29 protein-coding genes and 1 pseudogene are annotated in these 26,044 nt (G+C 50.3%); 28 read left to right on the forward strand and 2 right to left on the reverse strand.

What is annotated here, in order from left to right:
* The first annotated feature begins 6 nt into the window (after positions 1–6).
* From AWJ19_RS16980 to AWJ19_RS17055, 16 genes and pseudogenes are all read left to right on the forward strand, one after another.
* Positions 7–1,049: pseudogene (locus tag AWJ19_RS16980) on the forward strand (methionine ABC transporter ATP-binding protein).
* Complete coding sequence (locus tag AWJ19_RS16985; protein ID WP_198536589.1) at positions 1,018–1,683, forward strand: methionine ABC transporter permease; 666 nt, start codon at positions 1,018–1,020, stop codon at positions 1,681–1,683. Before AWJ19_RS16980 ends, AWJ19_RS16985 begins: the two are co-directional and overlap by 32 nt.
* 30 nt (positions 1,684–1,713) lie before the next feature.
* Positions 1,714–2,733, forward strand: a complete 1,020-nt coding sequence (locus AWJ19_RS16990; RefSeq protein ID WP_068725498.1) for a uroporphyrinogen decarboxylase family protein — start codon at positions 1,714–1,716, stop codon at positions 2,731–2,733.
* Between the two features lie 12 nt (positions 2,734–2,745).
* Positions 2,746–3,579, forward strand: a complete 834-nt coding sequence (locus AWJ19_RS16995) for a MetQ/NlpA family ABC transporter substrate-binding protein (RefSeq protein WP_068725500.1) — start codon at positions 2,746–2,748, stop codon at positions 3,577–3,579.
* 19 nt (positions 3,580–3,598) lie between these two features.
* Positions 3,599–4,408, forward strand: coding sequence for a pyrroline-5-carboxylate reductase (gene proC, locus AWJ19_RS17000; protein ID WP_082707956.1), 810 nt, complete (start codon positions 3,599–3,601; stop codon positions 4,406–4,408).
* Complete coding sequence (locus AWJ19_RS17005) at positions 4,405–5,172, forward strand: VOC family protein (RefSeq protein ID WP_241781781.1); 768 nt, start codon at positions 4,405–4,407, stop codon at positions 5,170–5,172. Before proC ends, AWJ19_RS17005 begins: the two co-directional genes overlap by 4 nt.
* A gap of 271 nt (positions 5,173–5,443) precedes the next feature.
* On the forward strand, positions 5,444–5,704 hold the full coding sequence (locus AWJ19_RS17010; protein ID WP_068725504.1) for a hypothetical protein: 261 nt from the start codon (positions 5,444–5,446) through the stop codon (positions 5,702–5,704).
* A gap of 32 nt (positions 5,705–5,736) precedes the next feature.
* Positions 5,737–6,174, forward strand: coding sequence for a metallothiol transferase FosB (gene fosB, locus AWJ19_RS17015; RefSeq protein WP_068725506.1), 438 nt, complete (start codon positions 5,737–5,739; stop codon positions 6,172–6,174).
* 125 nt (positions 6,175–6,299) lie between these two features.
* On the forward strand, positions 6,300–7,355 hold the full coding sequence (locus AWJ19_RS17020; RefSeq protein WP_068725508.1) for an iron-siderophore ABC transporter substrate-binding protein: 1,056 nt from the start codon (positions 6,300–6,302) through the stop codon (positions 7,353–7,355).
* Positions 7,356–7,546: 191 nt separating this feature from the next.
* On the forward strand, positions 7,547–8,134 hold the full coding sequence (locus AWJ19_RS17025; RefSeq protein WP_241781782.1) for a (2Fe-2S)-binding protein: 588 nt from the start codon (positions 7,547–7,549) through the stop codon (positions 8,132–8,134).
* 256 nt (positions 8,135–8,390) lie between these two features.
* The gene (locus AWJ19_RS36730; protein WP_241781783.1) at positions 8,391–9,383 is read left to right on the forward strand and encodes a helix-turn-helix transcriptional regulator; all 993 of its coding nucleotides are present in this window, start codon (positions 8,391–8,393) and stop codon (positions 9,381–9,383) included.
* Positions 9,384–9,442: 59 nt separating this feature from the next.
* A complete protein-coding gene (locus AWJ19_RS36735; RefSeq protein WP_241781784.1) occupies positions 9,443–9,958 on the forward strand; it encodes a hypothetical protein in 516 nt (171 codons plus the stop codon).
* Positions 9,959–10,250: 292 nt separating this feature from the next.
* Positions 10,251–11,468, forward strand: a complete 1,218-nt coding sequence (locus AWJ19_RS17035) for a glycoside hydrolase family 5 protein (RefSeq protein ID WP_198536586.1) — start codon at positions 10,251–10,253, stop codon at positions 11,466–11,468.
* Positions 11,469–11,615: 147 nt separating this feature from the next.
* A complete protein-coding gene (locus tag AWJ19_RS17040; RefSeq protein WP_082707957.1) occupies positions 11,616–12,779 on the forward strand; it encodes a copper amine oxidase N-terminal domain-containing protein in 1,164 nt (387 codons plus the stop codon).
* Positions 12,780–12,815: 36 nt separating this feature from the next.
* Complete coding sequence (locus AWJ19_RS17045; RefSeq protein WP_068725511.1) at positions 12,816–13,070, forward strand: hypothetical protein; 255 nt, start codon at positions 12,816–12,818, stop codon at positions 13,068–13,070.
* A 362-nt stretch (positions 13,071–13,432) separates the two neighbouring features.
* Positions 13,433–13,819 carry a hypothetical protein gene (locus tag AWJ19_RS17055; protein ID WP_068725515.1) on the forward strand — a complete coding sequence of 129 codons (387 nt, stop codon included), beginning with the start codon at positions 13,433–13,435 and terminating at the stop codon, positions 13,817–13,819.
* A gap of 56 nt (positions 13,820–13,875) precedes the next feature.
* Here the strand turns inward: AWJ19_RS17055 and AWJ19_RS34160 are convergent, their stop codons facing one another.
* Positions 13,876–14,094 carry a helix-turn-helix transcriptional regulator gene (locus tag AWJ19_RS34160; RefSeq protein ID WP_082707958.1) on the reverse strand — a complete coding sequence of 73 codons (219 nt, stop codon included), beginning with the start codon at positions 14,092–14,094 and terminating at the stop codon, positions 13,876–13,878.
* A 115-nt stretch (positions 14,095–14,209) separates the two neighbouring features.
* On the opposite strand from AWJ19_RS34160, the gene AWJ19_RS17060 reads away from it, so the two are divergent.
* From AWJ19_RS17060 to AWJ19_RS17080, 5 genes are all read left to right on the forward strand, one after another.
* Complete coding sequence (locus AWJ19_RS17060; protein WP_068725518.1) at positions 14,210–14,482, forward strand: DUF6809 family protein; 273 nt, start codon at positions 14,210–14,212, stop codon at positions 14,480–14,482.
* A gap of 286 nt (positions 14,483–14,768) precedes the next feature.
* Entirely contained in the window at positions 14,769–15,416 is a 648-nt protein-coding gene (locus AWJ19_RS17065; protein WP_068725520.1) for a hypothetical protein, read from the forward strand.
* 82 nt (positions 15,417–15,498) lie between these two features.
* Entirely contained in the window at positions 15,499–15,780 is a 282-nt protein-coding gene (locus AWJ19_RS17070; protein WP_068725522.1) for a DUF1871 family protein, read from the forward strand.
* Complete coding sequence (locus tag AWJ19_RS17075) at positions 15,764–16,699, forward strand: prolyl oligopeptidase family serine peptidase (RefSeq protein ID WP_068725524.1); 936 nt, start codon at positions 15,764–15,766, stop codon at positions 16,697–16,699. Before AWJ19_RS17070 ends, AWJ19_RS17075 begins: the two co-directional genes overlap by 17 nt.
* Before the next feature lie 150 nt (positions 16,700–16,849).
* Positions 16,850–18,958 (forward strand): thioredoxin domain-containing protein, encoded by a 2,109-nt coding sequence (locus tag AWJ19_RS17080; protein WP_068725526.1) that lies wholly within the window; start codon positions 16,850–16,852, stop codon positions 18,956–18,958.
* A gap of 72 nt (positions 18,959–19,030) precedes the next feature.
* Here AWJ19_RS17080 and AWJ19_RS17085 read toward each other — a convergent pair whose 3' ends face one another.
* Positions 19,031–19,816, reverse strand: coding sequence for a PaaX family transcriptional regulator C-terminal domain-containing protein (locus AWJ19_RS17085; RefSeq protein WP_068725528.1), 786 nt, complete (start codon positions 19,814–19,816; stop codon positions 19,031–19,033).
* Between the two features lie 206 nt (positions 19,817–20,022).
* Between AWJ19_RS17085 and AWJ19_RS17090 the strand changes: the two genes are divergently transcribed.
* From AWJ19_RS17090 to AWJ19_RS17120, 7 genes are all read left to right on the forward strand, one after another.
* Positions 20,023–20,715 carry a metal-dependent hydrolase gene (locus AWJ19_RS17090; protein ID WP_068725530.1) on the forward strand — a complete coding sequence of 231 codons (693 nt, stop codon included), beginning with the start codon at positions 20,023–20,025 and terminating at the stop codon, positions 20,713–20,715.
* A 233-nt stretch (positions 20,716–20,948) separates the two neighbouring features.
* Positions 20,949–21,563 (forward strand): glycerol-3-phosphate responsive antiterminator, encoded by a 615-nt coding sequence (locus AWJ19_RS17095; RefSeq protein ID WP_068725532.1) that lies wholly within the window; start codon positions 20,949–20,951, stop codon positions 21,561–21,563.
* A gap of 104 nt (positions 21,564–21,667) precedes the next feature.
* Entirely contained in the window at positions 21,668–22,474 is an 807-nt protein-coding gene (locus tag AWJ19_RS17100) for an HAD-IIA family hydrolase (RefSeq protein ID WP_068725534.1), read from the forward strand.
* Between the two features lie 27 nt (positions 22,475–22,501).
* Positions 22,502–23,236, forward strand: coding sequence for a glycerophosphodiester phosphodiesterase (locus AWJ19_RS17105; RefSeq protein ID WP_068725535.1), 735 nt, complete (start codon positions 22,502–22,504; stop codon positions 23,234–23,236).
* 5 nt (positions 23,237–23,241) lie between these two features.
* Positions 23,242–23,985, forward strand: a complete 744-nt coding sequence (locus AWJ19_RS17110) for a glycerophosphodiester phosphodiesterase family protein (RefSeq protein WP_068725537.1) — start codon at positions 23,242–23,244, stop codon at positions 23,983–23,985.
* A 95-nt stretch (positions 23,986–24,080) separates the two neighbouring features.
* The gene (locus tag AWJ19_RS17115; protein ID WP_068725538.1) at positions 24,081–25,169 is read left to right on the forward strand and encodes an ABC transporter ATP-binding protein; all 1,089 of its coding nucleotides are present in this window, start codon (positions 24,081–24,083) and stop codon (positions 25,167–25,169) included.
* Entirely contained in the window at positions 25,166–26,044 is an 879-nt protein-coding gene (locus AWJ19_RS17120; protein ID WP_068725540.1) for a sugar ABC transporter permease, read from the forward strand. Before AWJ19_RS17115 ends, AWJ19_RS17120 begins: the two co-directional genes overlap by 4 nt.

Genomic DNA, 26,044 nt, shown 5'->3' on the forward strand with positions numbered 1-26,044 from the left:
ATGAACATGATTGAATTAAAAAATGTCCACAAAACATTCACCCGGAAAGGGATCACGATTGATGCCCTGAAGGGGGTAAGCCTGAAGGTTGAAAAGGGCGACATCTTCGGCGTTATCGGCTATAGCGGCGCCGGCAAAAGTACACTTATCCGCTTGGTTAATTACCTGGAGCGGCCAACCGAAGGTCAGGTGCTGGTCGATGGACATGATCTTGGAGCCTATAGCGTCAAAGAGCTGCGTGCGGCCAAAAAAAATATCGGCATGATCTTTCAGCACTTCAACCTGCTGGAATCCAAAAAAGTGTTTGATAACGTTGCGATTCCGCTGGTCCTGCTCAAAAAGAGCAAAGAAGAAATCCGCAAGCGGGTAACGGAACTGCTGGAGTTCGTTGGACTAAGCGACAAGGCCGGCAGCTACCCGAATGAGCTGTCTGGCGGTCAGAAGCAGCGTGTCGGGATTGCCAGAGCGCTCGCCTCCAATCCGTCGATTCTCCTCTGTGATGAAGCAACCTCTGCCCTCGACCCGCAGACCACCCGTTCGATTTTGCAGCTGCTGAAGCGGGTCAATGCGGAATATAAGATTACCGTGATGATCATTACACACGAAATGTCGGTCATCCAGGAGATATGCAACAAGGTGGCAGTGATGGAGGAGGGACGATCATCGAGCAAGGCAGCGTACTGGACGTATTCGGACATCCGCAGCATCCGACCACCCAAAATTTTGTGAAAACCGTTATTCAAAATACCATAACGCCAAGTGTACAAAAATCAATAACAACAGGACCCGGCAGCAGGATCTGCAAACTGAATTTCGTCGGAGCCACAACCACTGAACCGCTGCTCTATGAGATGATCCGTGCGAACGAGGTCAAGGTCAATATATTATTTGCAAATACGACAGAGATTCAGGAGAAGACCCTTGGAACCGTAATTATTCAGCTGGATGGAGAGGGAGCAGAGATTAATAAGGCAGTATCATTCCTGAAAAGCAATGGAGTAGACGTAGAGGAGGTGGATCCGCGTGTTCTCGACCACAGTAACCGGTGAGCAGTTTTTAACAGCTTTTATTGAAACCATTCAAATGGTGGGCGTGTCCCTGTTTTTCGGTTCCCTGCTCGGGATTCCCATTGGGATTCTGCTTGTAATCACACGTCCGGGCGGGATTTTGGAGAACAAAGCAGCCTATACCATCCTTAATCCGATCATCAATATCGTACGTTCGCTGCCTTTTATCATCTTACTAGTAGCTATTATTCCGCTAACAAGAGCAATTGTTCATACTTCGATCGGGACAGCTGCTGCGATTGTACCGCTGATCATCTACATCGCTCCTTACATCGGGCGGTTGGTTGAGAACTCCCTGCTGGAAGTCAACCCGGGAATTCTCGAAGCAGCGGAGTCCATGGGCTCTACCCCGTTTCAGGTAATCTGGCACTTCCTGCTGCCCGAGGCGTTCGCATCCCTGATTCTCTCGTTAACGACGGCAACGATCGGTCTGATCGGTGCAACGGCAATGGCCGGAACAGTCGGCGGCGGCGGGGTGGGCGATTTGGCCATCGTCTACGGGTACCAGCGGTTTGACACAGTAGTTGTGGTAGCCACAGTTATTATCCTTATTATTCTGGTACAGGGCATTCAATCTTTAGGCAACACGCTGGCGCGCAAAATACGCCGTCACTAAACACTACATAAACCTGGAGGTAGCCGGCAGATGAGTAATTGGAGTAAGCAGGACCGTTTCAGAGCCTTATTATCCGGAGAGCGGGCAGATCGTCCGATTGTCAGCGGATGGCGCCATTTTATCGACAAGGAACAGACAGCAGAGGATTTGGCGGCAACGACCATTTCCTTCACCAAGCAATATGATTGGGACTGGGTCAAAATCAATCCGAGAGCGACCTATCTGGCTGAAGCCTGGGGCAACCAGTATGATTTTGCAGATTATCAGACCGTTTTTCCCCGGCAAAAAACAACTGTAATTCCTGCTCCGGAGAACCTGTGGGAGCTAGAGGTGAAAAAGGCGGCGGAGACGGCCGTTTTCCAGGAGCACTTGGAGGCTGTCCGACAGATCCGCCAGGGGCTCCCTGACACCCCGTTGATTCAGACGGTATTCTCCCCGCTGACGGTGCTGCTGTTTATCGTAGGGCGCTCCGCTTATGTTACCAAAACGGTATTTGGCATTGAGCAGCCTGTAACCCTGGAATCGCTGTTCAAGGAGCACCGCGCCGCAGCGCATCATGCGCTGCATGTGATTTCACTAACTCTGGCCGACTATGTAAAAGAACTGCAGCACGCGGGTTCCGACGGCTTGTTCTACGCAGTGACGGGTACAGCGCATCGGGGTTTGTTCGATGAAGCGATGTTCGATGAGCTATCGAGACCTTATGATTCTATTGTCTTGGAAGCCGCCAGCTACGGCAAAAACATCCTGCATACCTGCGGAGCCTATTCGCAGCCGGAGAAATTCAATGATTACCGGATTGACGGAATCAGCTGGGATACCGTTGCCGAAGGCAATCCGGGTCTCGCAGCCAACCTGAAAGCAACCAAAGTAGGCGGAGTCGATCATGGCCTGTTCGCCGTGAACGATATTGCCCAGATCAGGCAGCAGGCTAAAGATGCTTTGACTTTGATGAAGGACCAGCCGTTTATTCTCTCGCCAAACTGTGCGATCCCCCTGAACGTAACAGATGAGGCGTTAGAACAATTTAAAAACACAGTATTAGAATAGGAGATGAAGGTAATGAAGAAATTATTATTGGTTATGTTAATCGGAGTCATGGCGGTGCTGACCGCTTGCGGTAATAAAGAGGCGGAGAGCGCAGGAGAAGACAAGAAAGAGATCACCGTAGGATTTGGTGTGGGAACCTATGAAGAGCAATTCCGACAGTCCATTTTGCCGATTCTTGAAGAGAAAGGCTATAAGGTAGACATCAAAACCTTCTCACAGAACATGCAGGTTAACCCGGCAATGAAGGAAGGCTCGATTGACGCAAGTATTTTCCAGAGTACAGCTTACATGGAAGCTATCAATGAAGAAATTGGTGCAGACATGACGGGAATTGCTTATGTTCCGGGAGCTCCGCAAGGCCTGTATTCCGTGAACCACACGACACTGGATGATGTCAAAGACGGTACAACTGTAGCTGTTCCGAACGACCCGGTTAACCAGGAGCGCGCGCTGCGCATTCTGGAGGAGCTGGGCTGGATCAAAATCAAGGAAGGCGCCGGTGTAGCCGATTTCAACATCAACAGCATGGAGCCGGACAAATTCAATATCGATATCAAAATCCTCGACCCGGCACAGATTCTGGTTTCCCTGCAGGACGTGGACTACGGTGTGGTTAACGGTAACTACATTGCTAACTCGCCGGACAGAAAAATTACAGATGCACTGAAAATCGAGAACACACCTATGCAGCACAGAATTATCGTATCGGTTAACAAAAAGGATGAAAATACCCAGTGGGCCAAGGATCTGAAGGCAGCCTATGAATCAAAAGAGTTCGAAGAGTACATCAAGGGCCTGGACAAATATGACGGCTTCATTCTGCCGGAAGCATGGGATAACAACTAAGAAAGGAAAGTGAATGTAAGTGGCACAGAAGCAGATTCATTTTATCGGCGGAGGACAGATGGCGGAAGCGATGATCCGCGCCTGCCTCGCAAATAATACGCTGTCGGCTGAGGAGATCAGTGTAACGGATGTGAACGAAGCCCGGCTTCAGCTGCTGAGTGACAAGTACAGAGTAAAAACAGGCAGCTCGCAGGAGCATGGCCTGTCTGCAGCTTCCATTATTGTGATTGCCGTTCGTCCGCAGGATGATCTGGCTGCGCTTGGTCAGCTTGTGCAGCAGCACGCTGCACCTGCGGCTACAATCGTTTCGATTGTAGCCGGGGTGACGATTGCGCAGCTTGGCGGTTATTTTGGAGCCGAACGCCCGATTGTCCGGGTTATTCCGAACACGTTGACCGATACGGGATACGGCTATAGCGGCGTTGCCTTGAACAGTAATGCTACCCGTGAACAGGTAGAAGATTTCCTGCTCGGCTTCGGCAAGGTTCAATATCTGGACGAAGGCTACATCGATATCTTCACAGGCTACGGCGTTGCAGGACCGAACTATATCTATTATTTCATCGAGTCCCTTGTGGATGCCGGTGTGCTCGCAGGACTGCCGCGTGAGCAGGCGTGGAATGTAGCGCTGGAGAATATGCTGGGTGCGGTTACGATGCTGCGGCAGACCGGCCTGCATCCGCGGCAGCTGCTGGATATTAACAATTCGCCCGGCGGAGTCGGCATGCACGGCTTGTACGAGCTCAACAACAGTGACTTTGCGGCCGGACTTCAGCGCAGCGTACTCGCTGCGGTTAAGCGGACTACGGAGCTGGGAGTGAAGAAATGATGGCTACCATCACATGGGATCACCTGGTGCATTATGTGAACGATTTGGATCAGCCGGTCGAAAGCTTCCGGCAGCATGGGCTGGTTGCCTTCAGAGGTGGCGCACATAAAGCGTGGGGAACCTATAATTCCTTAAGCTACTTCGGACTGACATACATTGAGTTCCTCGGCATTGAGAATCTGGAGCTGGCGAAGGCCACAGAGCACAATGTCGTAGTGCGGGATGCGGTACAGCTGCTGCCTGAGCATGAAGCCTTGAGCAGAGTGGTGCTCCGGACGGATGATATAGATGCCGTAGCAGCTTCCCTGCACGCTGCGGGCTTGTCCTTATCGCCGATCATCGACGGTAAGCGTCTGGATAACGCCGGCAGACTGATCGAGTGGCGGATGATGACGATTGACGGTGATTTTGCCGGCCTGGTCTATCCGTTTATCATTCAATGGACGGGAACCGATGAGGAGCGGCTGGACAACATGACGGCTTCTGGCATCATCCAGCCTCACCCTGCAGGAGCAGTCGAGATGGTGAGCGCGGTATTCCGCGTCTCCGATCCGGCCGCGGCCGCTAACCATTGGAGCACATTATTCGGACTTCCGGTTACAGAGTCAGAGGGTGGCAGATTCAGCCTGAAGGTTGGAGTGCAGTCGTTTGATTTTGTGCAGGGAGACGAGAACGAATTCAAGCAGGTTATATTTGCAGCAGAGTCAGCAGAATTAAAAGGTAAGACCATTCAGGTAGGCGAAGGTGAATATGTATTCACCTGATTACGGCCTGAGGGGAATAAGCAGAAGCCTCTGGACTATGTTCCGGGGGCTTTTTTTCGCGGGCAGAGAGTAATAAAGGAAATGTAATAGAAATGAAACGAAATACCATAATTTGTTTTATATAATGGCATAGATAGAGTTCGGTTACTGGAATGGATGAAGGTGAGCGGGATTCTATTGCAGTTTGTACAACAGATTTTGGATAAATCAGCCTGAAAGTCGAATCTATTGTATTTAGTGTTTCGGATGGTGCCTGAAGGGAGTGGATTTCATGCAAGGCCGAGTCTGTATCGAATATAGGCGATTAAGTTATTATGCAGTAGAGTGCGAGAACAAGGAGTTCTCGATAATAGTGGTTCATCGTGGCCTGCCTTCCTTATTGGATCAGCTGACGGGTGAGCTTGACTTGCTTGGGGAAAAACAGGTTTTCAATGAAACGACAAAGGAAGAATTAGCTGTGTCCATTCTTTCTGCACGGTTATCCCTTGCGGAGGCGAAGAGATATATTGTGGATGCGGTGAAAGGGAGATAGCTTAATCCATATAAACGAAAGGATCACAAAACATGAATATCCAGGGAATCAACCATTTTTGCTTTTCGGTCTCGGATTTGGATCGGTCCATTAAGTTCTATTCCGAGGTGTTCGGGGCCAGGATACTGGTTAAAGGAAGGAAGCTGGCTTATTTTGATCTGAACGGGCTCTGGATCGCACTTAATCAGGAGGATGTGGTGCGTGACCGGGACAATCGGACATACACGCATATAGCTTTTACTATTGATAAAAGTGACTATGAGAATCTGCTGAATAAGCTGAAGGAACTGCATGTTGAGGTGCTGCCCGGGCGGGTAAGGGATGCCAAAGATAAGGAATCTATCTACTTTTACGACCCGGATGGACATCTGTTTGAGTTTCACACGGGTAATTTGCAGGACCGGCTGGACTATTACCGGGCAGAGAAAGAGCATATGATTTTTTATGATGATGATCCGCTCCTGAAGTGACAAATGTCGCAATAATCCGGCTTCAATGTCGCAAAAGTACATGGAACCGGTGTGTAAAGGTAGAGTATACTCACCTTATTAATCTGATAATGAAAATCATTATCACATAAATAGGGGGAGTCAGCATGAACAGAGCAACAAAGAGGCAGTCATCATCACTATTAATGGTATGGATACTGGCGCTGGTACTTGTACTTACGGCTTGCGGTTCTAATTCTAATGGAGGGAACGCAAATACGGGCAATGCTGCACAGGCAGCTGCTGCCGCGTCGGCCGAGCCGTCTCCGGCATCCGAAACACAGGCTTCGCCAACACCGGAGGCACAGACTGCTGCAGCCTTCCCGGTTACCATCAAGCATATGAAGGGCGAATATACGCTGAATGAGAAGCCGAAGGTGATTGCCGCGCTGGATGTGAAATTCGTAGATCAACTGGTAGCGCTTGGCGAGCAGCCGGCAGGCAGCGTTGTCGCTGGGGCAAAAGGAGCGACGTTCCCGGATTATCTGATGGATAAGCTGAGCGATGTTCAGGTCCTCGGTACACGGGATGAGCCAAACCTGGAGGCTATTGTAGCGCTGAAGCCGGATCTGATTCTGATGACTGACTTCCAGGAAGAAGCATATGAGAGTGTCAGCAAAATAGCACCGACAATCGTGCTCGATTTCTACGAAGACTGGCGGGATACACTGGCGACTATCGGCAAGATAACAGGTAAGCAGGCTGAGGCTGTGGCTGTACAGCAGGCTTACGAGGATAAAATTGTCGGTCTGCGGGAACAGCTGACGGCAAAGCTCGGTGATGATACGGTTGCGCTGATTCGTCCGAGACCGGAAGGAATTCGTGTCCACGGGCCAGAGCACCGGACAGGCAGCATTCTGTATGAGGATTTGGGATTGAATGCCCCTGAATTTGTCACAGCCATTACAGAGGATACCTCTGTTGAGATTTCCATGGAGACTGTCGCAGATATCGGAGCGGACCGCTATTTCCTGCTGTCGGATGATCTGTTCGCCAAAGATGCAGAGGAGCTGGCGAACAGCCCGGTCTGGAAGTCCATGGATGCGGTCAAAAATAACCTTGTCTATGACGTGAATGCAACGCTCTGGATCGCTTATTATGGCCCGATCGCCATTAACATCATAGTCGATCAGGCTGCAGAAGCACTGCTGGGAGCGAATTAAATGGACGGCTATCTGTCGTCTGCCTCCTGGAAGCAAATGACGGAAGATTACCGTATAAGGATCGCTGAACCGCCCGCAGACAGTGTCCGCACGATTGCTCTAAGTCAGCTGCATGATGAAGCTGTGTGCCGTGCATATATTAGCTGGTTCAAAGACTATATCGCGCGCCGGATACACAGGTTGCAGCTTCCATGCTGGCTAAACGAATCGGATATTTGTGGATTGCGCCGCTGCTGACGGCGATGACCTTTCATAACCGTGAAGTCTCATTTTCAATGAATAATAGCTTTCTCTATCATCCGGATTTATCCGCCGGGCGAGGAGACACGCATTTTCCCTTCCTGGCCTTAGATGGACTGCGGACGGTAGCTGCACCGCTGGAAGATAGGGTACTATGGCGGGATGAGGTGGTAAAGGTGATGTTTGCAGAACAACTTACGCCGCTGCTGCAGAATCTGGCCGCAGTGGGCCCTGTCTCTATGGCTGTACTCTGGGAAAATATTATGGTGCGTATAGCCCCGCTGTATGCTCCAGGAACAGAAGAATCCGGGCAGGAACAGCAGCGGATAAGCGGAGACTTTACTTACCTGACCCAAACTGCGCCCGGCTCTTTGTTTGGCATGAGACGTAATCCGTTAACACGTTTCACTGAATACCATGACGGGGTTCAGGTTGCCAAGAGCAAGCGGATCACTTGCTGCTTCTATTACCGGATGTCGGGAGAATATTGTGTAAAATGTCCGAAAATTGACAATGAGAATGAATCTCAATTAAAATGACAACAGCAACATATTATCTCTAAAACGGCTGCTTCCCCTGAATAGTGCATTCTGTTCAGAAGCGGCCGTAAAGAGGATGCTATTGTCAGGAGATGAGAAAGATGCCGCTGCGGGAGCAGGCAAGTTTATGGAGTGATCTGGCAATCAAAACGCTTGACGTGAGCAGCGGTAATGTGCCGCCCGGCGGCGTCTAAGCGAAACAGAATTAACTGCCAATCTGCTGCTGCTGGCAGGAGGCGGGCAGGGAAGGCTTGTGATGAATGGCGGGGATTGCCGTATCCAGGCCTTTTTTGCCTGCCATGCGGCTAAAGGCTCATCCTTTACGCTGACTGCCGGAGCAGAAAGCATTCATTATACCGTGATTACTTATAAAGCTGTCCTAATAACGGACTCTGCCCATGAACAGTATCCACAGCGGAATCACCCGCTGAACACTTCATTTATTCACCGCTTGGAGCTGCCGGCAGGACTGCACCAGACGGCAGAAGAAATCGAAGCGAAATGGGGCAGGGGTGAAGGGCTGGAGCGATTTCATGTAAATGCACTGCTGCAAGGCATGCTGTACGAGCTAATGATGGAGGTTGAGCGCGGCCGGGGCGGTGCCGGGCCGGATATGGTGGATATCGTCACTACCTATATCGCTGGACATTATCGCCAGGAACTGGAGCTTAAAGAACTGGCTGCGCTTGCCGGCTGCAGCGCAAGACAGTTGCAGCGGCGGTTCAAGCAGGAGAAGCTGATCGGGCCGATGGAATATGTGATCCGGCTGCGGATGGAGAGCGCACAGCGGATGCTCCGTCATACCGATGCCCCGATCAGTGAGATCGCGGAAAGAACGGGCTACCGTGATATGTATTACTTCAGCAGGGCTTTTAAGAAATATTACGGGGTTCCTCCGCAGCTTTACCGGCGAAGCGCCGCTTTTGGAACTGGAGCGCTTCCGGCTCACACCGGACTGAGTGACCGTTATGCTGCCTCATACGAGTCACTGCAAGGCCCGGTAATCTGTCATATGCGGGGTGAATATGGAGTCACCGCTACTCCAAGACGAATCGCTGTGCTTGACGTGCAGTATGCCGACCATCTTCTGGCCCTGGATATAGCTCCGGCAGGAAGTGTTGGCACGGGGGGCAGTACTTCGTTACATTTTCCCCAATATATCAGGGACAGGCTTAGGGCTACGGAAATGACCGGAAGCTATGAGTACCCGGACCTGGAAGCGGTCGAACGCTGCAGCCGGATCTTATAGTCTGCACCGAGGTGCACGCCCCGTATTATGAACGCTTAATCCGGATTGCGCCAACCCTCATGTTCAGACGCAATGAAAGCTGGCAGACGATATTACGCCTCTTTGGGATTATAACGGGCAAGCAGGCTAGGGCGGAAGCCATTATAGCCGATTACCACCGCCGGACAGCCCTGCTGTCGGGAGAGCTTGCAGCGGTGCTGGCCGGTCAGAGTGTGGCCTTGATCCGTCCGCGTGAGTCGCTGGTACGGGTTCACACCGCTTCGCACCGCACCGGTGCTGTGCTGTACCGGGATCTGGGGTTACCTGCTCCACTTTTTGTGGCAGATACCAGCGATACTGCCTATCATATCCCGGTCGACAGACTGCCTGCGGTGCATGCGGATCACTATTTTCTGCTTAGCAGTGAGCAGGTGCACGAGGAGATATCTGCGACAGAGGAGAGTACCCGGGTCATGCTCCATGCAGAGGAGCAGCCGCAGATTTATGCGGTGGATGCCGCTACCTGGATCGGCTGCTACGGTCCGACGGGGATTAATTACATCGTGGACCAGGTGGAAGGTGTATTGCTGGCATGAGCGGAACAAGCCGGTAAGGAATAAGATTTTTCATAGACGAATGGCAGAAGCTCTTGTGGTTTTCACAGGAGCTTTTTACTGCGGATTATCCTATTAGCCTATTCTATTTTTTTACTAAAAGTATACTAAAAATTCCAAATATATGTTATTCTGATAGTGACATCCGGTTCTTGGCTTTGCAGAAACCAGATTCCTGGGAAGGAGGGCACTCGGATTTTTTTGCGGTCCAATCGTTTTGTTTGTTGATAGCGTTCGCATGATGCATAACCACAAATTATACGGAGGTTTTGACATGCTGGCCAAAATGAAAAAATACGGGTTTTACGGTTTAGCTCTACTCTTGCTGGCTTCGGCTGCTGTGACCGGATGGAGTGCAAAAGCAGCTGCGGCTACCCCTATCACCTCGGATTTCAGATCCCTGTCGTCTTCACAAATCGTTAGCGAAATGGGTGCAGGATGGAACCTGGGCAATCAGCTTGAGGCCTCTAACAACGGTACTCCAAGCGAAACGGCGTGGGGGAATCCCGTTGTCACCCAGGAACTGATCAAGAAGGTGAAGGCTGCAGGCTTCAAAACGATTCGCATCCCAGTCTCGTACTTGAATCACATTGGAAGCGCTCCCAGCTATACGATAAATACAACTTGGCTTAACCGGGTAAAGACGGTAGTAGATTATGCTTATAACGAAGGCCTGTATGTGGTCATTAACATCCACGGGGACGGATACAATTCCGTTCAGGGTAGCTGGCTATTAGTGAATAGCGGCAACCAGACGGCCATCAAAGAGAAATACAAGCTTGTGTGGCAGCAGATTGCCAATAAGTTTGTGGGCTATGACGAGCGGCTTATTTTTGAGTCGATGAACGAGGTGTTTGACGGCAATTATGGCAATCCGAACGCCGCGTACTACGCCAACCTGAATGCTTACAATCAAATTTTTGTGGATACGGTCAGACAAACGAGCGGCAACAATAGCGCAAGATGGCTGCTGATTCCGGGCTGGAATACGAATATCGACTACACTGCCGGTAATTACGGCTTTGTTCTGCCGACCGATACGTACCGTTCCTCCACCATTCCAAGCTCCGAGAAAAGAATCATGATTTCCGCACACTACTATTCCCCGTGGGATTTTGCAGGGGAGGAATCGGGGAACATAACGCAGTGGGGGGCATCCGCTACAAATCCGTCCAAGAAATCGTCCTGGGGGCAGGAGGATTACCTGAATTCCCAGTTCCAAGCCATGTACAATAAATTTGTGACCCAAGGCTACCCTGTCGTAATTGGTGAATTCGGCTCCATTGACAAAACAGCCTACGATTCCAGCAATAACGTTTACCGTGCAGCGTTTGCCAAGGCGGTAACAGCAGCAGCGAAGAAATACAGCGCAGTACCGGTCTACTGGGACAATGGCTACAACGGCCAGCATGGCTTTGGTCTGTTCAACCGTACGAATAACACAGTAACGCAGCAAGGGATTATTAATGCAATTATGCAAGGGATGCAATAAACCTTAGAACGGGAATTTTATCAAAACGGCGTAATCCTGTAATGGGGCTGCGCCGTTTTTCATAGAAAAAAGATTGATGGGCTGCTAATATGTTATATTAATGACAATAATTCCTGAAATTCCTGAAACTAGAAAGAGAGGCCGTCAATGAAAATCTTGAAAAAGTTCATTCGAGCACTTGGGCTTGGCATTCTATTCATCGGGTTAATTCAGTCTAATCCATCCATCGTATCAGCAGCAGCAGGTAAAGCACAGTCTTCCGCCTTACCTGTTATCCGGGTCTATCTTAACAACAATCAAATAACCTCTTCTTCAGGGGCTCCTTCCTTGGTGAACGGGACGGTCATGCTCCCGCTGGACAGCTTCTATTATATTAGTGGCTTAGCCGTTAAGTATGATAAACGTACGAAAGTGATTTCTATAGAAAACATGTTCACAAAAGGCAGCATGAAGGCCGGGGAACGAACTGCAACGGTTAACGGGAACAAGATTACTTATTCCGCAGCTCCTCAGCAGCTTAATAAGCAGTTGTACGTACCCCTGCGATTCGTTAATGATGCGATTGGAGGCACACTGAACTGGAAGACGGCCAGCCGTGAGGCGGTGATTGACTATCCGGAATTTGTTGGCGACGGCAGGACTAGCAATGATGCGTATTTTATCAATGGGGTGAACGGAGCTGTATATAAACGGGATGCTGCAGGCGTTGTTCGTTCTATAGGAGTATCCGCAGCGGCCAAGCTTGAGCCGGGTTATATTGCTGCTACCCAGATTTCGTCCGTGCAAATGGCAGAAGATGCGGACCTGGTAACCATCCAGAATTCCAGCGGCGAGCCATCCATAAACCTGACGGTCATTAATCTTTTTGTGAAAAAAGGGGTCATTCTGCGCCAGTCATCCGGGCATTATTGGCAGTTTTCCCCCGACGATGTGAAGACGTACAACGGTAACGCGGTTATGAACGATGGCCATACGATCCGGCTGATTGCACCAGATGCTTCTGTTAAACAAACCTGGAATATCTCCAAGTTAGCAGGCACACCTGATGTCAGCTATGCTATTGAAGCTATTGGCGAGAACTACTTAGTAGCCCGGTCATCTTCGGAAGGACTGCTGACACTAATTGATCTGGAAGCAAATAAAGCGATACTGCTCTACACCGAGTTTGGTATTAACCCTACCGATATGCCGGGCTTCAAGAACGATGGCCTCCGGTTTACCGGAAGCGGCGGGAACGGGTCAGAGCTGCAGTTCGAATTCACGAACGGGAAGAAAGTGAAGACGGTGTTTAGTTATACATTGGGGGAATAGTGATGACAAGTCGAAGATGACATCTTTGGGTTCAGAATGTTCCGGGTAGCGGAGCTTCGCAAAATACTGGTCATCAGCAGCCTGAGAAAAACCGTCTATTATATAGACAACATGAAGAGCCTGCTAAATAATCTGGATACCCAGGATAATGAACAGATTGAGCGTTCTTTTCAGCTGGCGCTGGAGAATTTGAATGAGCGGCTCAGGCTGCAGTTTAAGGGGATACGCAGAGTTGATGGGGTATTTGGAGGTTTATGCCGGGGAGGGGCAGGACCTATAATCAGAATATAAGAGGTGTATTAATGTCAAGGAATGTAAGGTATATAACGTTTTTTGTGTTGGGTGCAGTACCGTTGCTTATCTATCCATTCGTTTTAATAGCCAACATTATGTCTTTAGCGGGAAGCTGGTCAGGGCAAGAAGAATCTATTTTAAAAGCAATCGTGATCTTATTCATAATACTTACGAGCTCATATCCTATAACCTATATTATTAGTTTAGTGCTGTATTTGATAAAAAAACTCAAAAACAAAAACAAGAATGGTGCTGTACTGGTATCTAAGCTGCCTCTGTTGCCCTTGATTCATTTAGTTCTTGCTATTCTTGTGGGATGTTTATGGGCGCTCTTGGGTTGAGGTATGAAGGAGGAGTTTATGAAGAGGAAAATCATCTATATGATTTCATTGATTCTACTGGTGACAATAATCATTGTAATGATCCTGCCTAAACGAGAAATTGTTAAAGTTAGCCTCGTTTCCGACACAGCCACAATTACTTATACTGACGCTGAAAGCCTTCAAATTATCGGAGATGCCATAAGGACTGTAAAAAAAGTCCCCGGAGCTGTTGATGTAGGCCCACCCTCTTACCGGATGACCGTTACCTATGATGATTCTGAGGCTGTGCAATACAGCGTATACATGGATTTTGAAACCCAAAACGGCTTCCTTATTAAAGACAGCAATAGTGAGAGGATGCTGGATTTAAGAAAAAAAGAATTCGGAAGAACTGGCGGATCTGTTAGTGAAGTGAAGATGTGAAGATGTAAAGGAAAAAGCTCCTGTGGCTGTCGCTGGAGCTTTTTTGTTGTGGGTCATTAGGTTGGCGGATAACGCTTGGGGGTGTCGGTCTGCCCTAATAAATAGTCTACGCTTACTTTGTGGAAATTGGCGAGTGTAATAAGGACAGCACTTGGAACGTCCAGGTTCCCGTTTTCGTAGCGGGAATAAGTGGTTTGTGTAATATGCAAAAGCTCAGCCATTTGCTGTTGCGTCAGGTCTTTGTCTTCGCGCAGATTGCGAATTCTTGTGTACATAGAGATCACCCATGGCAAGTTTACTTTATGCGAAAAATGCATATTGTTATTTATGCGTTTTTCGCATAAAATTTATACAAAGCACGAGTTTGCTACTTAAGTAAAGGGAGGCCTGATGGAAATTATCCTCGAAGATTTCTATTATGGAAAGCTACATCCGAATGAGTTAGTTAAGCCAAATAATCCGGAAATTCAACAACTTAACCGGAAAATTGCAGATGCTTTGCAGAAGCTACAACAGAACTTAGGTGATCGGGATTTGGAACAATTAGAGAAATTGCTTGAATTGCAAATAGAGATGGATTCTTTACAGTCGGCATTATCTTTTATTCAGGGGTATAAGATTGGTGCTTTGATGATGATTGAGGTGCTTAGTGGGGGAGAATGAGATTGGGGTGGCATAGGGACATAGTGCTGTACCGTGGCGGAGGGATTTTCGTAAAATTGGTCGATTATTCAACGGTTGAATGCCATGATTGAACGAGAGCTAGATTTTTTAGGAGAAAAATAAAAAGAGGCGAACGGAACTTTTTGTTAATTCAGCATTAGGACGGAAAGAGGACCCAATAATCTTGCTTTGTACCTTCAGTGTTTGGAAGAAAAATACTTTTATTGACTATTTGGGAGTAAGATATATAGAGCAGGGAATTTAAGTTGGATGGAGGGTTCGGGTTATGGCAGACAAAAAAATTGGAGCAAGCGATTATCTTGGGTTAGGTTTGTATGCATTTGCAGGATTCGGCCTTGAAGTTGTACTGTCAATGCTTTTGCCTGAAATATTTGGGGTTAAATGGTCTGAATACACCCTGATTCATCATTGCATACACTGGTTGCTTACATGTATTTTGTGGGCAAGTACGGCGCTATTTCTGATAAGGCTTTCAAGGAAAAAATATTCCTTTTATGTTATGAAGTTAAATGAAGCGCCGGACTCCAAGGGATGGTTACTTGCGATTTTAGTTTCTGTTATAGCTATAACAGCTACGACTATTGTATGGGGCGGCTTGAAGCCGGTTCAAGAATACGATGGTATCGTTACATTCGTTTTTCAGAATATCTATTATTTGTTTGAAGCAGCCTTGATTCTTCTAACAATTGCTTTTGGTCAAAAGTTTGGTGAAATGCTCTTAAAAAGAGGCGGTCTGCCCTATGGAGGGATTTTTCTTGCGCTCACATGGGGACTCATACACATTTTGCTGCAGGGAAGTGAAACAGGTGTCTATGCTTTCTTCATGTCGATTCTATACGGCCTTGTATACATATTATTAAAAAAGAATATCCGGTATTCGTATATGATGATTGCGATTGTATTTATTTTATAATTATTTAATGTGGACTTTATACGGATATCTGTCTTAAAGGGTTAATTGAATAAGATTACTAAATAATAGGGGATGGTTAAATATGAAAAAAATTGTTAGACAAGTAATTCATGAATGGAATCCTTTCGGTTTATTTCCACATGCACCTGTTGATGAATTTGATTCAGAAATTGAAGAAGTCGCTCTTTCTCTAACAGATGCTACTACAGTCGAAGAATTAGCAAGAAGAATACAAGATATATTTTCTTCCAGTTTTGGTGAGCCATTTGGGTATGAGGAATGTTTTAATACGGCTAACCGGATATGGGAGCTTGCAGAGAGTTATTTAAAGGGAGGTGAGCATTATAGTGAATGCAAAAAATGAGATCGCAGAAGCAATTGGAATTAAACTTCCTCATACCGTACCTGGTATCGAGTATCGACTGCTAAACTCCACAAAGGAAGAAGGGTATACAAGACAATTAATTGAGTATGATTCTTACGGAGACAAGGTTATTGCTTTTCTTTTGCTTCCGGAAATACTTGATAAAAACCCAGCGATTCTAATTAATCACCAGCACAATAGGGAGCATCATTTAGGAAAGAGCGAAGTTTGCGGATTAGCAGGAAATCCTTTGCAGGCTTTCGGACCTGAATTGGTCAAAAAGGGATTTGTTGTGTTAGCTCCTGACTCAATATGCTTTGAGGAGAGACGTAAAAATGCACACGGAACTGAACCTGTCTCAGAAGACGGTGACTTTTGGCAGCATTATAATGAAATGTGCTATCGAATAATAAAAGGCGATTTTTTGATGAAAAAAGTGATCGATGATGCCATGAATGGTATAACTTTGCTTTCTAATCTTCCTTTTGTTGACAATCAATGTATTGGCACACTTGGACATTCATATGGTGGTAATACTGTTCTATTTCTTTCTGCATTAGATGAACGAATAGCTTTTAGCTGTGCCAGCGGCAGTGCTTGTACTTACGAAAATCGCATGATGAACAATGTCGGGATTGAAATGGCGAGCGTAATTCCGAACTTCCACAGCAAATACGATATATATGATCTAGTATCCTGTATTGCACCAAGACGACTGCTTATTGTTTCTGCGGATGATGATAAATATTCAAGAGATGCGTCATATATCGTTGAAAAAGCCAGCCCGGCCTATTTAGAACTGAAAGCTTTACATAACCTGTACCACAAGAGATATCAAGGTGGTCATGGACTGACGAAAGAAAGATTTGATTATATTATTGATTGGCTTAATTCGAATGGGAAACAAGGCATGGAATAAGCCCGCATCATAAAAGTAAATAAAATATTGAAGCTAAAACCTCATTATTTAAGCAATCCATTTTGTTCACTATGCGCTTTCCCCCGCCAAATTGGGTAAACTAACCCTAGACGTACTTTACCCAAATCAGCCGAAATGAGGGGATACCCCATGACAACTCAAAATGCACCCAATAGATTAATTAACGAAAAATCACCCTACCTGCTTCAGCACGCCCACAACCCCGTGGATTGGTATCCATGGGGTGAGGAGGCTTTTGCCAAGGCGCAGGCGGAGAACAAGCCGATCTTTTTATCCGTCGGCTATTCGACTTGTCATTGGTGTCACGTAATGGAGCGCGAATCCTTCGAGGACAAGGATGTTGCCAAGTTCCTCAACGACCACTTTGTAGCCATCAAAGTCGACCGCGAGGAGCGGCCGGATATTGACGGGCTGTATATGTCGGTGTGTCAGGCGCTGACCGGGAGCGGGGGGTGGCCGCTGACGGTGCTGCTGACGCCGGAGAAGAAGCCGTTTTATGCGGGGACGTATTTCCCGAAACGGCGGATGCTGGGGCGGATCGGGCTGATGGATATTCTGGAGCAGATTCATACGAAGTGGGAGCAGGACGGCGATGCGCTGGATCAGCTCGGCGATGAGCTACTCGCAAGCTTACAGGAGCTGGACCGCAAGAATGCCCAGCAGGCAGGCGGGGTTAGCGGAGCGCTGCCCGGTGAAGAGCTGCTGCATGAAGCATTCTCGCTATACCAGCGGCAGTTCGATGAGGAATATGGCGGGTTCGGCAATGCGCCGAAGTTCCCGACGCCACATAACCTTTCGTTCCTGCTGGCGTATAGCCAGACTTATCAGCAGCCGGAAGCGCTGCGGATGGTAGAGAAAACGCTGGACAGTATGTTCCGCGGCGGAATTTACGATCACATCGGCTTCGGATTCTCCCGCTACTCTACAGACCGGGAGTGGCTAGTGCCGCATTTTGAGAAAATGCTCTACGATAACGCGCTGCTGGCCATCGCTTATCTGGAGGCTTTCCAGATTACCGGGAAGCCGCTGTATGCGGAGATTGCCGAGCAGATCTTTACGTATGTGCGGCGTGATATGACTTCGCCTGAAGGGGCATTTTATTCTGCTGAGGATGCGGATTCCGAAGGAGTGGAAGGCAAGTTCTATGTCTTCACCCGCGATGAGCTGGCCGAGGCGCTGGATCTGGAGGATATGCACTCCTACTGCCATGTGTACGGTATTACACCTGAAGGTAATTTTGAGGGTGCAAATATTCCGAACCTGCTGCAGGGTCTTCCGGAGGATATGGCTGAACGGATGGGCATGAATCCGCTTGGCATGAAGACGCGGACCGGGGAGTGGCGCGAGAAGCTGTTCGCTTACCGGGAGGAGCGGATTCATCCGCTGAAGGATGATAAGGTGCTTACCGCCTGGAACGGACTGATGATCGCGGCGCTGGCGAAAGGCGCAAAGGCGCTGCAAAAGCCGGAGTATGCCAAGGCCGCAGCAGCGGCGGCGGATTTCATCTGGGAGCAGCTGCGCCGGCGTGAGGATGGCCGCCTCTTGGCCCGTTACCGTGACGGGGAAGCAGCGATTCCGGCCTATGTGGATGATTATGCCTTCCTGATCTGGGGCCTGACTGAGCTGTATGAAGCAACAGGCCAAGTGCTCCATCTGGACCGGGCGCTGCAGCTGAAGGACGGATTGCTTGCGCTGTTCAGCGACGAGGAAGGCGGCGGGTTCTTCTTCACCGGCATAGACGGTGAAGAGCTGCCGATCCGCTCCAAGGAACTGTACGACGGTGCGCTTCCGTCCGGCAACTCTGTAGCAGCCAAACAGCTGTACAAGCTGTCGGTGATTACGCAGGATGTAGAGCTGAAGGCAGTAGCTGAGCGAACCGCAGCAGTGCTGGCTTCTGCGGCGGGAGAATATCCGCCGGGTTACTCGATGTACCTGCAGGCGCATCTGGCACTGTTGTCCGGCGGACGCGAATGGGTGCTGTCCGGCAAGCTGGAGGACCCGGTGCTGCATGGCATGCTGGCCCAGGTCCAGCAAGCCTACCTGCCGGATGCCTCCCTGATCGTCAACTATGCAGGCGGTGACGGCGAAGAACTGCACAAGCTTCTGCCTCATCTGGAGGATAAGCCGGCTGTGGACGGGCAGGCTACGGCTTACGAATGCCGTAATTTTGCCTGCCATGCCCCGCTTACCAGTCTTGAGGCAGTCAAAGAGCTACTGGCCACCGGCCGGCAGGTGTAATAGAAACACAGAAGGGACAGCCCGCAATGGGGCTGCCCCTTTTTCCCTTGATTTCCCACCCGGCCTGCTACCTCAGGTAAACTGTGCATAAAAAGAATCCCGCGGCATCGCTGCAGACAGCCTGCGCCACTGGGCCTGGAGCTCGGCGATAACGGCTTTGCCGGGCCAGCCGGCAGGCAACAGCTCATCCGGCAGGGAAGGGTCGGCCATGATCAGGCCGCTCATTTCCTCGCCGATCTGCAGGAACAGCAGGAACAGCGGCAGTGCTTCGCCAGTGCGGATGGCTTCATCTGCAAGCGGGATAAACTCCCGGTTGATCCAGGCGCTTTTGTCTAAGTAAAGTGCTTCGAGCTTATCCAGCTGCCAGATGTCCCAGGCCTTGGCGGGCGTGATGGTTCCTTCCGCAAACTCGCCGCGCAGAATGGAGACATTGCCGGTGAGCTGCAGGCTCTCCACATAGTCCGTCACTTCGCGGCGGTAATTCCAGGGGGAGATGTAGACACTGTTATACAAAAGTCCATAACCAAGCTGCAGAATAGCAGTACGAAAAGCATCCCGTTTCTTGCGCTCCTGCTCCGGCACTTCGAGCATAACCACGTCCCAGGTATGATCCCACTGCTGCTCATAACGGGCCGGTTTGCTGTTAATGGACTTGATGTAAGCCCGTCCGGCAGAGGTGATGCAGTACAGGGAACGGGCCGGTGAGGCGATGTAGCCCTCTTTTTTCAGACGGGACAGGCTGTTGCGGATATAGGTAGAGGTGTAGCCTCTTTGTTCATAAATTTCGACAAATTGCTGGGCGCCCATCCGGTCCACGCGGGACAGCAGGAAGAGCATGGTTTTTTCGACAGACAGCACGTGCTCACGCCTCTCTTGACAGGTAGTGATAACGAATATATTATAAATATAGACGTTCGTTATGAAAATAGATATATTGAGCGATTGGATAAGGAAGTCCGCAACAGTTGCAGAGTCTGTTCATGCTCATTTGTCATTGTAACGTAAACGGTATGCTTTTGCACGGTAAGTCCATCATTTGAATGAGAGAAGAGGAGAGATAAGAGATGAAGATTATTTTTCACGGTCATTCCTGTGTACAGCTTGAGGTAGGCGGCAAATCGCTGATTATCGATCCTTTTATTAGCGGTAACCCGGCTGCGGTAACGAAGCCTGAGGATATTAAGACAGATGCGGTGCTGCTGACCCATGCACATGCGGATCATATTCTGGATGCTGCGCCGATTGCCATCGCCAATAACGCACCGGTGGTGGCTACAGTGGAGCTGGCTACGTATATCGGGTGGAAGGGCGTAGAGAAGACCATTGGAATGAACATCGGCGGAACGGTGGACCTTGGGTTTGCCAAAGCTACGATGATCCACGCTTTCCACACCAGCGGCATTACGCTGGACGATGAGCAGCGCATTGTTTACGGCGGCATGCCTGCGGGCTTCATTATTGAAGCCGAAGGTAAAACCGTACTGCATGCCGGCGACACCGGGCTGTTCAGCGACATGAAAATGTTCGGCGAGCTCTATAACATCGACCTGGCGATTCTCCCGATGGGCGGACATTTCACGATGGGGCCGGAGCATGCGCTAATTGCCGCCAAATGGCTGAACGCCAAGCAGGTGCTGCCGGTGCATTACAATACTTTCCCGCCGATCCGCCAGGATGTGGCCAGCTTTGTGGATTCCCTCAACAAGGCAGGGATTACCGGTACTGCGCTTGAATATGGAGAGAGTCTAGAGCTGTAACAGCAAAAAGTTTGTAGAGGGCATCACTTGAGTGGTGCCCTTTTTGTGTGCGGAAATGCAGGCCGGTTCTCGGTCATTTGGTTAAAAGAAGGAAAAATGCCTGTCGCTTCGTTAACACTAACTTTTACATAGCCCGAATACGGGGCCAACAAAAGAGCTGTAACATGGGTTTCAGAGCCGGAAGCCATACAAGCCGGTGACTAAGCGATAAGCGAAAGGGAGTGTGCCTCGGGATGAAGCATAACCCCATCATTGCTTCCATTACAGAAGAATCGCAGATCAGGCAGGCGATAAGCTGCACGGTGAACAGGGTAAACCTGATGACCGGCAATATTAACAATCTGGGACAGCTTGTACGGCCTTTGCAGGAGGCGGGTAAGCAGGTTTTTGTACACGTCGAGATGGTCGGGGGAATCGGGCGGGATGCGGCGGCGATCCAGTATCTGGCTGAGGTTTTTAAGGTAGACGGGATTATTACCACCAAAAGCAATTCCATCGCCACCGCCAGACAGCACGGACTGTCGAGTATCCAGCGGGTTTTCGCCATCGACTCCGCGGCAATAGAAACGGCGCTGCGCATGATTAAGTCGAGCAATCCCGATGAAGTTGAGCTGATGCCCGGCCTGATGCCGAGGATTATTAGTGAGATGAAGCAGCGTATCAAGCAGCCGCTGATTGTCGGCGGATTGATCCGGCACGAGGAAGAGATCAGCAGTGCACTGGAAAGCGGCGCAGACTATGTATCAATCGGCGACGCGTCATTATGGAAAGAACCGAAACTACATACAGCACCCCGGGGTGGAGACGATGAGAAAACCCAGCGGTCAGAAATTGGTGTTCCGATCTAACGTATACCTATACGCGTAGAGGAGGGCTTCCTTTCTGGAGCTGGTTTTTTTGTGCGCAAAATTCCGGTTGTACCGGCAACATGAGAGAAATGAGGTGGCCGCAGATGGACATCGCTTCGTATGAGGCATATTGCTTTGATCTGGATGGAACTGTGTTCATTGGCGACCAGCTGCTTCCGGGAGTGGAGCAGGCAGTGACAGAGCTGCGCAGGCGCGGCAAAAAAATTCTTTTTCTCACCAACAGTGCGGTGCACACCCCGCTGGATTGTCTGAACCGGCTGGCCGCAATGGGCCTGAGCTGCCGGGAGAAGGAGATCTTGACCGCGCTGTATGTCAGCGGGATGTATTTTGCCCGGCAGGAGCCGGAGGCGAGGCTGTACCTGGTTGGTGAAGAGGTGATGCGCAAGCAGATGGAGCAGTGCGGCGTGACTGTTACGGACGAACCGGCAGCAGCAACGCATGTGCTGATCGGCATGGACCGCAGCTTCACTTACGAGAAGCTGAGGCTTGGAATGACGGCGGCAAGATCGGGAGCAAAGCTGGTCGCTGTGAATCCCGATCCGGTCTGCCCGGTGCCGGGCGGGTATATCCCGGATACCTGGGCCATCGTCAAGGCGCTGGAGATCGCAGCGGGGAAGCCGTCTGAGCTGGTGATGGGCAAGCCGTCACTGTACTACGCCCGGGAAGCACTGCACAAGCTGGGGCTTGCCCCGGAGCAGTGCCTGATGGTCGGCGACCGGCTGGAGACGGATATTCTGATGGGCCATAGCAGCGGCATGCATACCGCACTGGTGCTAACGGGAGTGAGCTCCCGCATGGATATTGAGCGGATGCAGATTGAGCCGGATTATGTGCTGGACACGCTGGCCGATATTGTGCAGCCGGGGATCATACATGAAAGAACAAGCTAGACCCATTATGAGGAGGTTGAACAGATTATGAACAACTGCAAGGTTTTGGCCCACCGCGGAGCGAGCGCCTACGCTCCCGAGAATACGATGGAAGCCTTCCGGCTGGCGGTTGAGCAGGGGGCGGACGGTTTTGAAATCGATATTAATCTCAGCAAGGACGGGGAAATCGTCGTCATTCATGATGACAGCATTGACCGGACCTCAGACGGACAGGGTGACATTACTGCCTACACCCTAGAGGAGCTGAAAGCCTTCAACTTCAATAAAGGATTCGCAGAAAAATATACAACCGCACGTATCCCTACGCTCCGGGAGGTGCTGGAGCTGGTGAAGGAGCACGGGCTCTACCTGAACATTGAGGTCAAAGATATTCTGTCCAAAATGGAGCTGTACGCCGGGCTTCCCGCCGCAGCTGCTGAGCTGGTCCGGGAATACGGGCTTACGGAGCAGGTTATTTTCTCCTCATTCAACCATTACTCCATGGTGAGACTGAAAAATGAATACCCGGAGATGAAAACAGGGTTGCTGTACATCGCCGGACTGTATCAAGGAGCTGAATATGCCCTGATGACCAAGGCTGATGCGCTGCATCCGGTGTTCTTCGGGGTGAACCGTGAAGCTGTAGAGGAGGCCCGCGCTGCCGGAGTGCAGGTCAATGCCTGGACGGTGAATGAGCCGGAGCATATCGGCTGGATGCTGGCAGCCGGAGTGGACGCTATTATTACGGATAAGCCGGATGTCTGCATCGGGCTGAGAGGGTAGCGGGGATGAACAATACAACGATTCTGGCCCATAGAGGGGCAAGCGCCTATGCACCGGAGAACACAATGGCTTCCTTTGATCTGGCCCGCAGGATGGGCGCCCATGGGATTGAGCTGGATGTGCAGCTGACCCGGGACGGCAAGCTGGCTGTCATCCATGATCAAACAATCGACCGTACATCGGACGGCAAAGGCCGGGTCAGTGAACTGACGCTGGCGGAACTGCGGGAACACGACTTCTCTTACACCTTCAAGGGAGAGTATAGCGCTGAGGGCAGCCGGATTCCTGAACTGAAAGAAGTCATACAGTTCGCCAAAGAGCATCAGCTGTACATCAACATTGAGACCAAGGACTATGCCAACCCTTACGGGGAAGTAAATATCCGCACAGCAGAGCTGGTAAAAGCCAGCGGCTATCAGGAGCAGACGCTGATCTCTTCCATTAACCATAACGCTATGGCCCGGCTGAAGCGCGAGTATCCGGAGCTACGGACGGCGATCGCTTTTATGGAAAGCTACTACCGGCTGGATGAATATGCGGCCAGCTGCCGGGCAGATGTGCTGCATCCGTATTATCTTGGCGTGGACGCGGCGTTCATGGAAATAGCCAAGAGCAACGGGTATGAGGTGAATCCGTGGACTGTGGATGATGAAGTGGAAATCCTGCGGCTGCAGCAGCTTGGCGTGACGCGGATTATGACCAACCGTCCGGATGTCGGCGTGGCGGCGCTAAATAAGGTGACGGTCTAGGTCGAACTTAGTATAAACATATTGGGGGAAGAGGCGGAGTGACGGCGAAACCCAAATGTTCATATCGAATACTAACCCCGCCAAAGGAGGTAACCATGAGCAGCATTGTACTGGAGAACGTAAGCAAAGCCTACGGCGATAAAAGCATCATAGAAGGACTGAATCTGACAATCGAGAGCGGAAGCTTCACCGTGCTGGTCGGGCCGTCCGGCTGCGGAAAGTCGACGACGCTGCGGATGATTGCCGGGCTGGAGGAGCAGACGGGGGGCCAAATCTCCATCGGCGGCAAGAGCATGAATCAAGTGGAGCCGGGCAAACGGAATCTGGCGATGGTTTTTCAGAACTATGCGCTGTATCCCACAATGACGGTGGAGAAGAACATCGAATACGGGCTGAAAAATAACAAGGTACCCAAAGCCGAGCGGAAACGCCTGATCACCGAAATTGCGGAGACGGTAGGCTTAACAAAGCACCTGCACAAAAAGCCGGAGTTTCTCTCCGGCGGCGAGCGGCAGCGGGTCGCGCTGGCCCGGGCGATGGTCAAGAAGCCGGCGGTCTTCCTCATGGATGAGCCGCTGTCGAACCTCGATGCCAAGCTCCGCCAGCAGATGCGCATCGAGCTGATTGAGCTGCATAAAAAGCTGGGCGCGACCTTCATCTACGTTACCCATGATCAGGTGGAAGCGATGAGTATGGGCACACAGATTGTGCTGATGGACGGCGGGCGGATTATGCAGGAGGATACGCCGCAAGGGATCTACAATGAGCCGCGCAATATGTTCACCAGCCATTTTATCGGCACGCCGCCGATGAACCTTCTGGAGCTTGCCCGGTCAGGCGGCATCCTTAGCGAAGCACCGCACGGGGCGAAATTCTTCGGGTTCCGGCCTGAAAAAGTGAAATTTGTGCCTGAGCCGGGACTTGCGAGTGAGCAGATGCTTGAGCTGGATGCTGTCCTTAGCAGCCGCGAGCTGCTGGGCTCAGAGGTGATTTACAAAGCGGTGCTTGCAAGCGGGCAGAGCGTAGCCGTCAAATGCTTCGACAGTCCCGAGCGCAGCCTGGAGCCGGTTAAGCTGTATGTGAACAAGGAGCATTTATTCTTTTTCGACGCACAGGAGCAGCGGATTCCCGCAGACGGCAGCAGAGCAGGCGTGACCGTTCCTTCCATCGGAGACACAGCATGAAGAACCGTAGCAAGAGCATGAAGCTGCTGCCTTATCTGCTGGTTGCACCGGCGGTGATGATCCTGACGATTTTTTACATTTATCCGATTCTCTATAACGTATATCTGAGCTTCTTCACCTGGAACATGCGCGGGCCAATGAAGTTCGCCGGACTGGATAATTATATCGAGCTGTTCAAGGGCCGTGATTTTCTCGGAACCCTGAGTAACACGCTGCTCTATATGGTGATGGATGTGACGCTGGTAATGGTACTGGCCATGCTGTTAGCCCTCTTTTTGCAGAAAAACACCTTCATCAACCGCTTCATCCAGACGCTGAGCTTCACGCCGAACATCATCTCCCTGATCTCGGTCTCTCTAATCTGGATGTGGCTGATGAATACCGATACCGGGCTGTTCAATTATCTGCTCTCCCTGATCGGGGCCGGGCCGGTGGGCTGGCTGACGGATAAGCAGGTGGCGTTATTTTCACTGGTGCTCGTGTCGGTCTGGAAGTCGGTCGGCTTCAATGCGCTGATTATCACCTCGGCCCTTGGCTCGATTCCCGCTCATCTTTATGAGGCTGCGGCGCTGGATAATGCATCGAAGCAGTCGGTCTTTTTCCAGATCACGCTCAAAATGATCTCCCCGACCCTGTTCTTTCTGATCCTGATGAACATCATCGGCTCCTTCCAGGTGTTCGAGACGATCAACATCATGACCCAGGGCGGACCGGCGAATGCCACGAACACGCTGATCTTCAGTATCTACAAGCAGAGCTTTGAGTACTACCGGGTCGGTTATGCGGCGGCGATGGCGGTGGTGCTGATGGCGATTGTGGGGCTGATTACGATTTTTTACTTCAAGGCCGTGAGCAGACGGGTCCATTACCGGTAA

Origin of the sequence: Paenibacillus sp. DMB5, assembly GCF_001517085.1 — a bacterium.
GTDB lineage: Bacteria > Bacillota > Bacilli > Paenibacillales > Paenibacillaceae > Paenibacillus_AQ.

What these genes read in the sequence shown, in the direction of transcription:
- AWJ19_RS16990 (WP_068725498.1), top strand. Translation starts at nt 1,714, where the DNA reads ATGAGTAATTGGAGTAAGCAGGACCGTTTCAGAGCCTTATTATCCGGA.
- AWJ19_RS16995 (WP_068725500.1), top strand. Translation starts at nt 2,746, where the DNA reads ATGAAGAAATTATTATTGGTTATGTTAATCGGAGTCATGGCGGTGCTG.
- AWJ19_RS17005 (WP_241781781.1), top strand. Translation starts at nt 4,405, where the DNA reads ATGATGGCTACCATCACATGGGATCACCTGGTGCATTATGTGAACGAT.
- AWJ19_RS17010 (WP_068725504.1), top strand. Translation starts at nt 5,444, where the DNA reads ATGCAAGGCCGAGTCTGTATCGAATATAGGCGATTAAGTTATTATGCA.
- fosB (WP_068725506.1), top strand. Translation starts at nt 5,737, where the DNA reads ATGAATATCCAGGGAATCAACCATTTTTGCTTTTCGGTCTCGGATTTG.
- AWJ19_RS17020 (WP_068725508.1), top strand. Translation starts at nt 6,300, where the DNA reads ATGAACAGAGCAACAAAGAGGCAGTCATCATCACTATTAATGGTATGG.
- AWJ19_RS17025 (WP_241781782.1), top strand. Translation starts at nt 7,547, where the DNA reads ATGCTGGCTAAACGAATCGGATATTTGTGGATTGCGCCGCTGCTGACG.
- AWJ19_RS36730 (WP_241781783.1), top strand. Translation starts at nt 8,391, where the DNA reads ATGAATGGCGGGGATTGCCGTATCCAGGCCTTTTTTGCCTGCCATGCG.
- AWJ19_RS36735 (WP_241781784.1), top strand. Translation starts at nt 9,443, where the DNA reads ATGTTCAGACGCAATGAAAGCTGGCAGACGATATTACGCCTCTTTGGG.
- AWJ19_RS17035 (WP_198536586.1), top strand. Translation starts at nt 10,251, where the DNA reads ATGCTGGCCAAAATGAAAAAATACGGGTTTTACGGTTTAGCTCTACTC.
- AWJ19_RS17040 (WP_082707957.1), top strand. Translation starts at nt 11,616, where the DNA reads ATGAAAATCTTGAAAAAGTTCATTCGAGCACTTGGGCTTGGCATTCTA.
- AWJ19_RS17045 (WP_068725511.1), top strand. Translation starts at nt 12,816, where the DNA reads ATGTTCCGGGTAGCGGAGCTTCGCAAAATACTGGTCATCAGCAGCCTG.
- AWJ19_RS17055 (WP_068725515.1), top strand. Translation starts at nt 13,433, where the DNA reads ATGAAGAGGAAAATCATCTATATGATTTCATTGATTCTACTGGTGACA.
- AWJ19_RS34160 (WP_082707958.1), bottom strand. Translation starts at nt 14,094, where the DNA reads ATGTACACAAGAATTCGCAATCTGCGCGAAGACAAAGACCTGACGCAA.
- AWJ19_RS17060 (WP_068725518.1), top strand. Translation starts at nt 14,210, where the DNA reads ATGGAAATTATCCTCGAAGATTTCTATTATGGAAAGCTACATCCGAAT.
- AWJ19_RS17065 (WP_068725520.1), top strand. Translation starts at nt 14,769, where the DNA reads ATGGCAGACAAAAAAATTGGAGCAAGCGATTATCTTGGGTTAGGTTTG.
- AWJ19_RS17070 (WP_068725522.1), top strand. Translation starts at nt 15,499, where the DNA reads ATGAAAAAAATTGTTAGACAAGTAATTCATGAATGGAATCCTTTCGGT.
- AWJ19_RS17080 (WP_068725526.1), top strand. Translation starts at nt 16,850, where the DNA reads ATGACAACTCAAAATGCACCCAATAGATTAATTAACGAAAAATCACCC.
- AWJ19_RS17090 (WP_068725530.1), top strand. Translation starts at nt 20,023, where the DNA reads ATGAAGATTATTTTTCACGGTCATTCCTGTGTACAGCTTGAGGTAGGC.
- AWJ19_RS17095 (WP_068725532.1), top strand. Translation starts at nt 20,949, where the DNA reads ATGAAGCATAACCCCATCATTGCTTCCATTACAGAAGAATCGCAGATC.
- AWJ19_RS17100 (WP_068725534.1), top strand. Translation starts at nt 21,668, where the DNA reads ATGGACATCGCTTCGTATGAGGCATATTGCTTTGATCTGGATGGAACT.
- AWJ19_RS17105 (WP_068725535.1), top strand. Translation starts at nt 22,502, where the DNA reads ATGAACAACTGCAAGGTTTTGGCCCACCGCGGAGCGAGCGCCTACGCT.
- AWJ19_RS17110 (WP_068725537.1), top strand. Translation starts at nt 23,242, where the DNA reads ATGAACAATACAACGATTCTGGCCCATAGAGGGGCAAGCGCCTATGCA.
- AWJ19_RS17115 (WP_068725538.1), top strand. Translation starts at nt 24,081, where the DNA reads ATGAGCAGCATTGTACTGGAGAACGTAAGCAAAGCCTACGGCGATAAA.
- AWJ19_RS17120 (WP_068725540.1), top strand. Translation starts at nt 25,166, where the DNA reads ATGAAGAACCGTAGCAAGAGCATGAAGCTGCTGCCTTATCTGCTGGTT.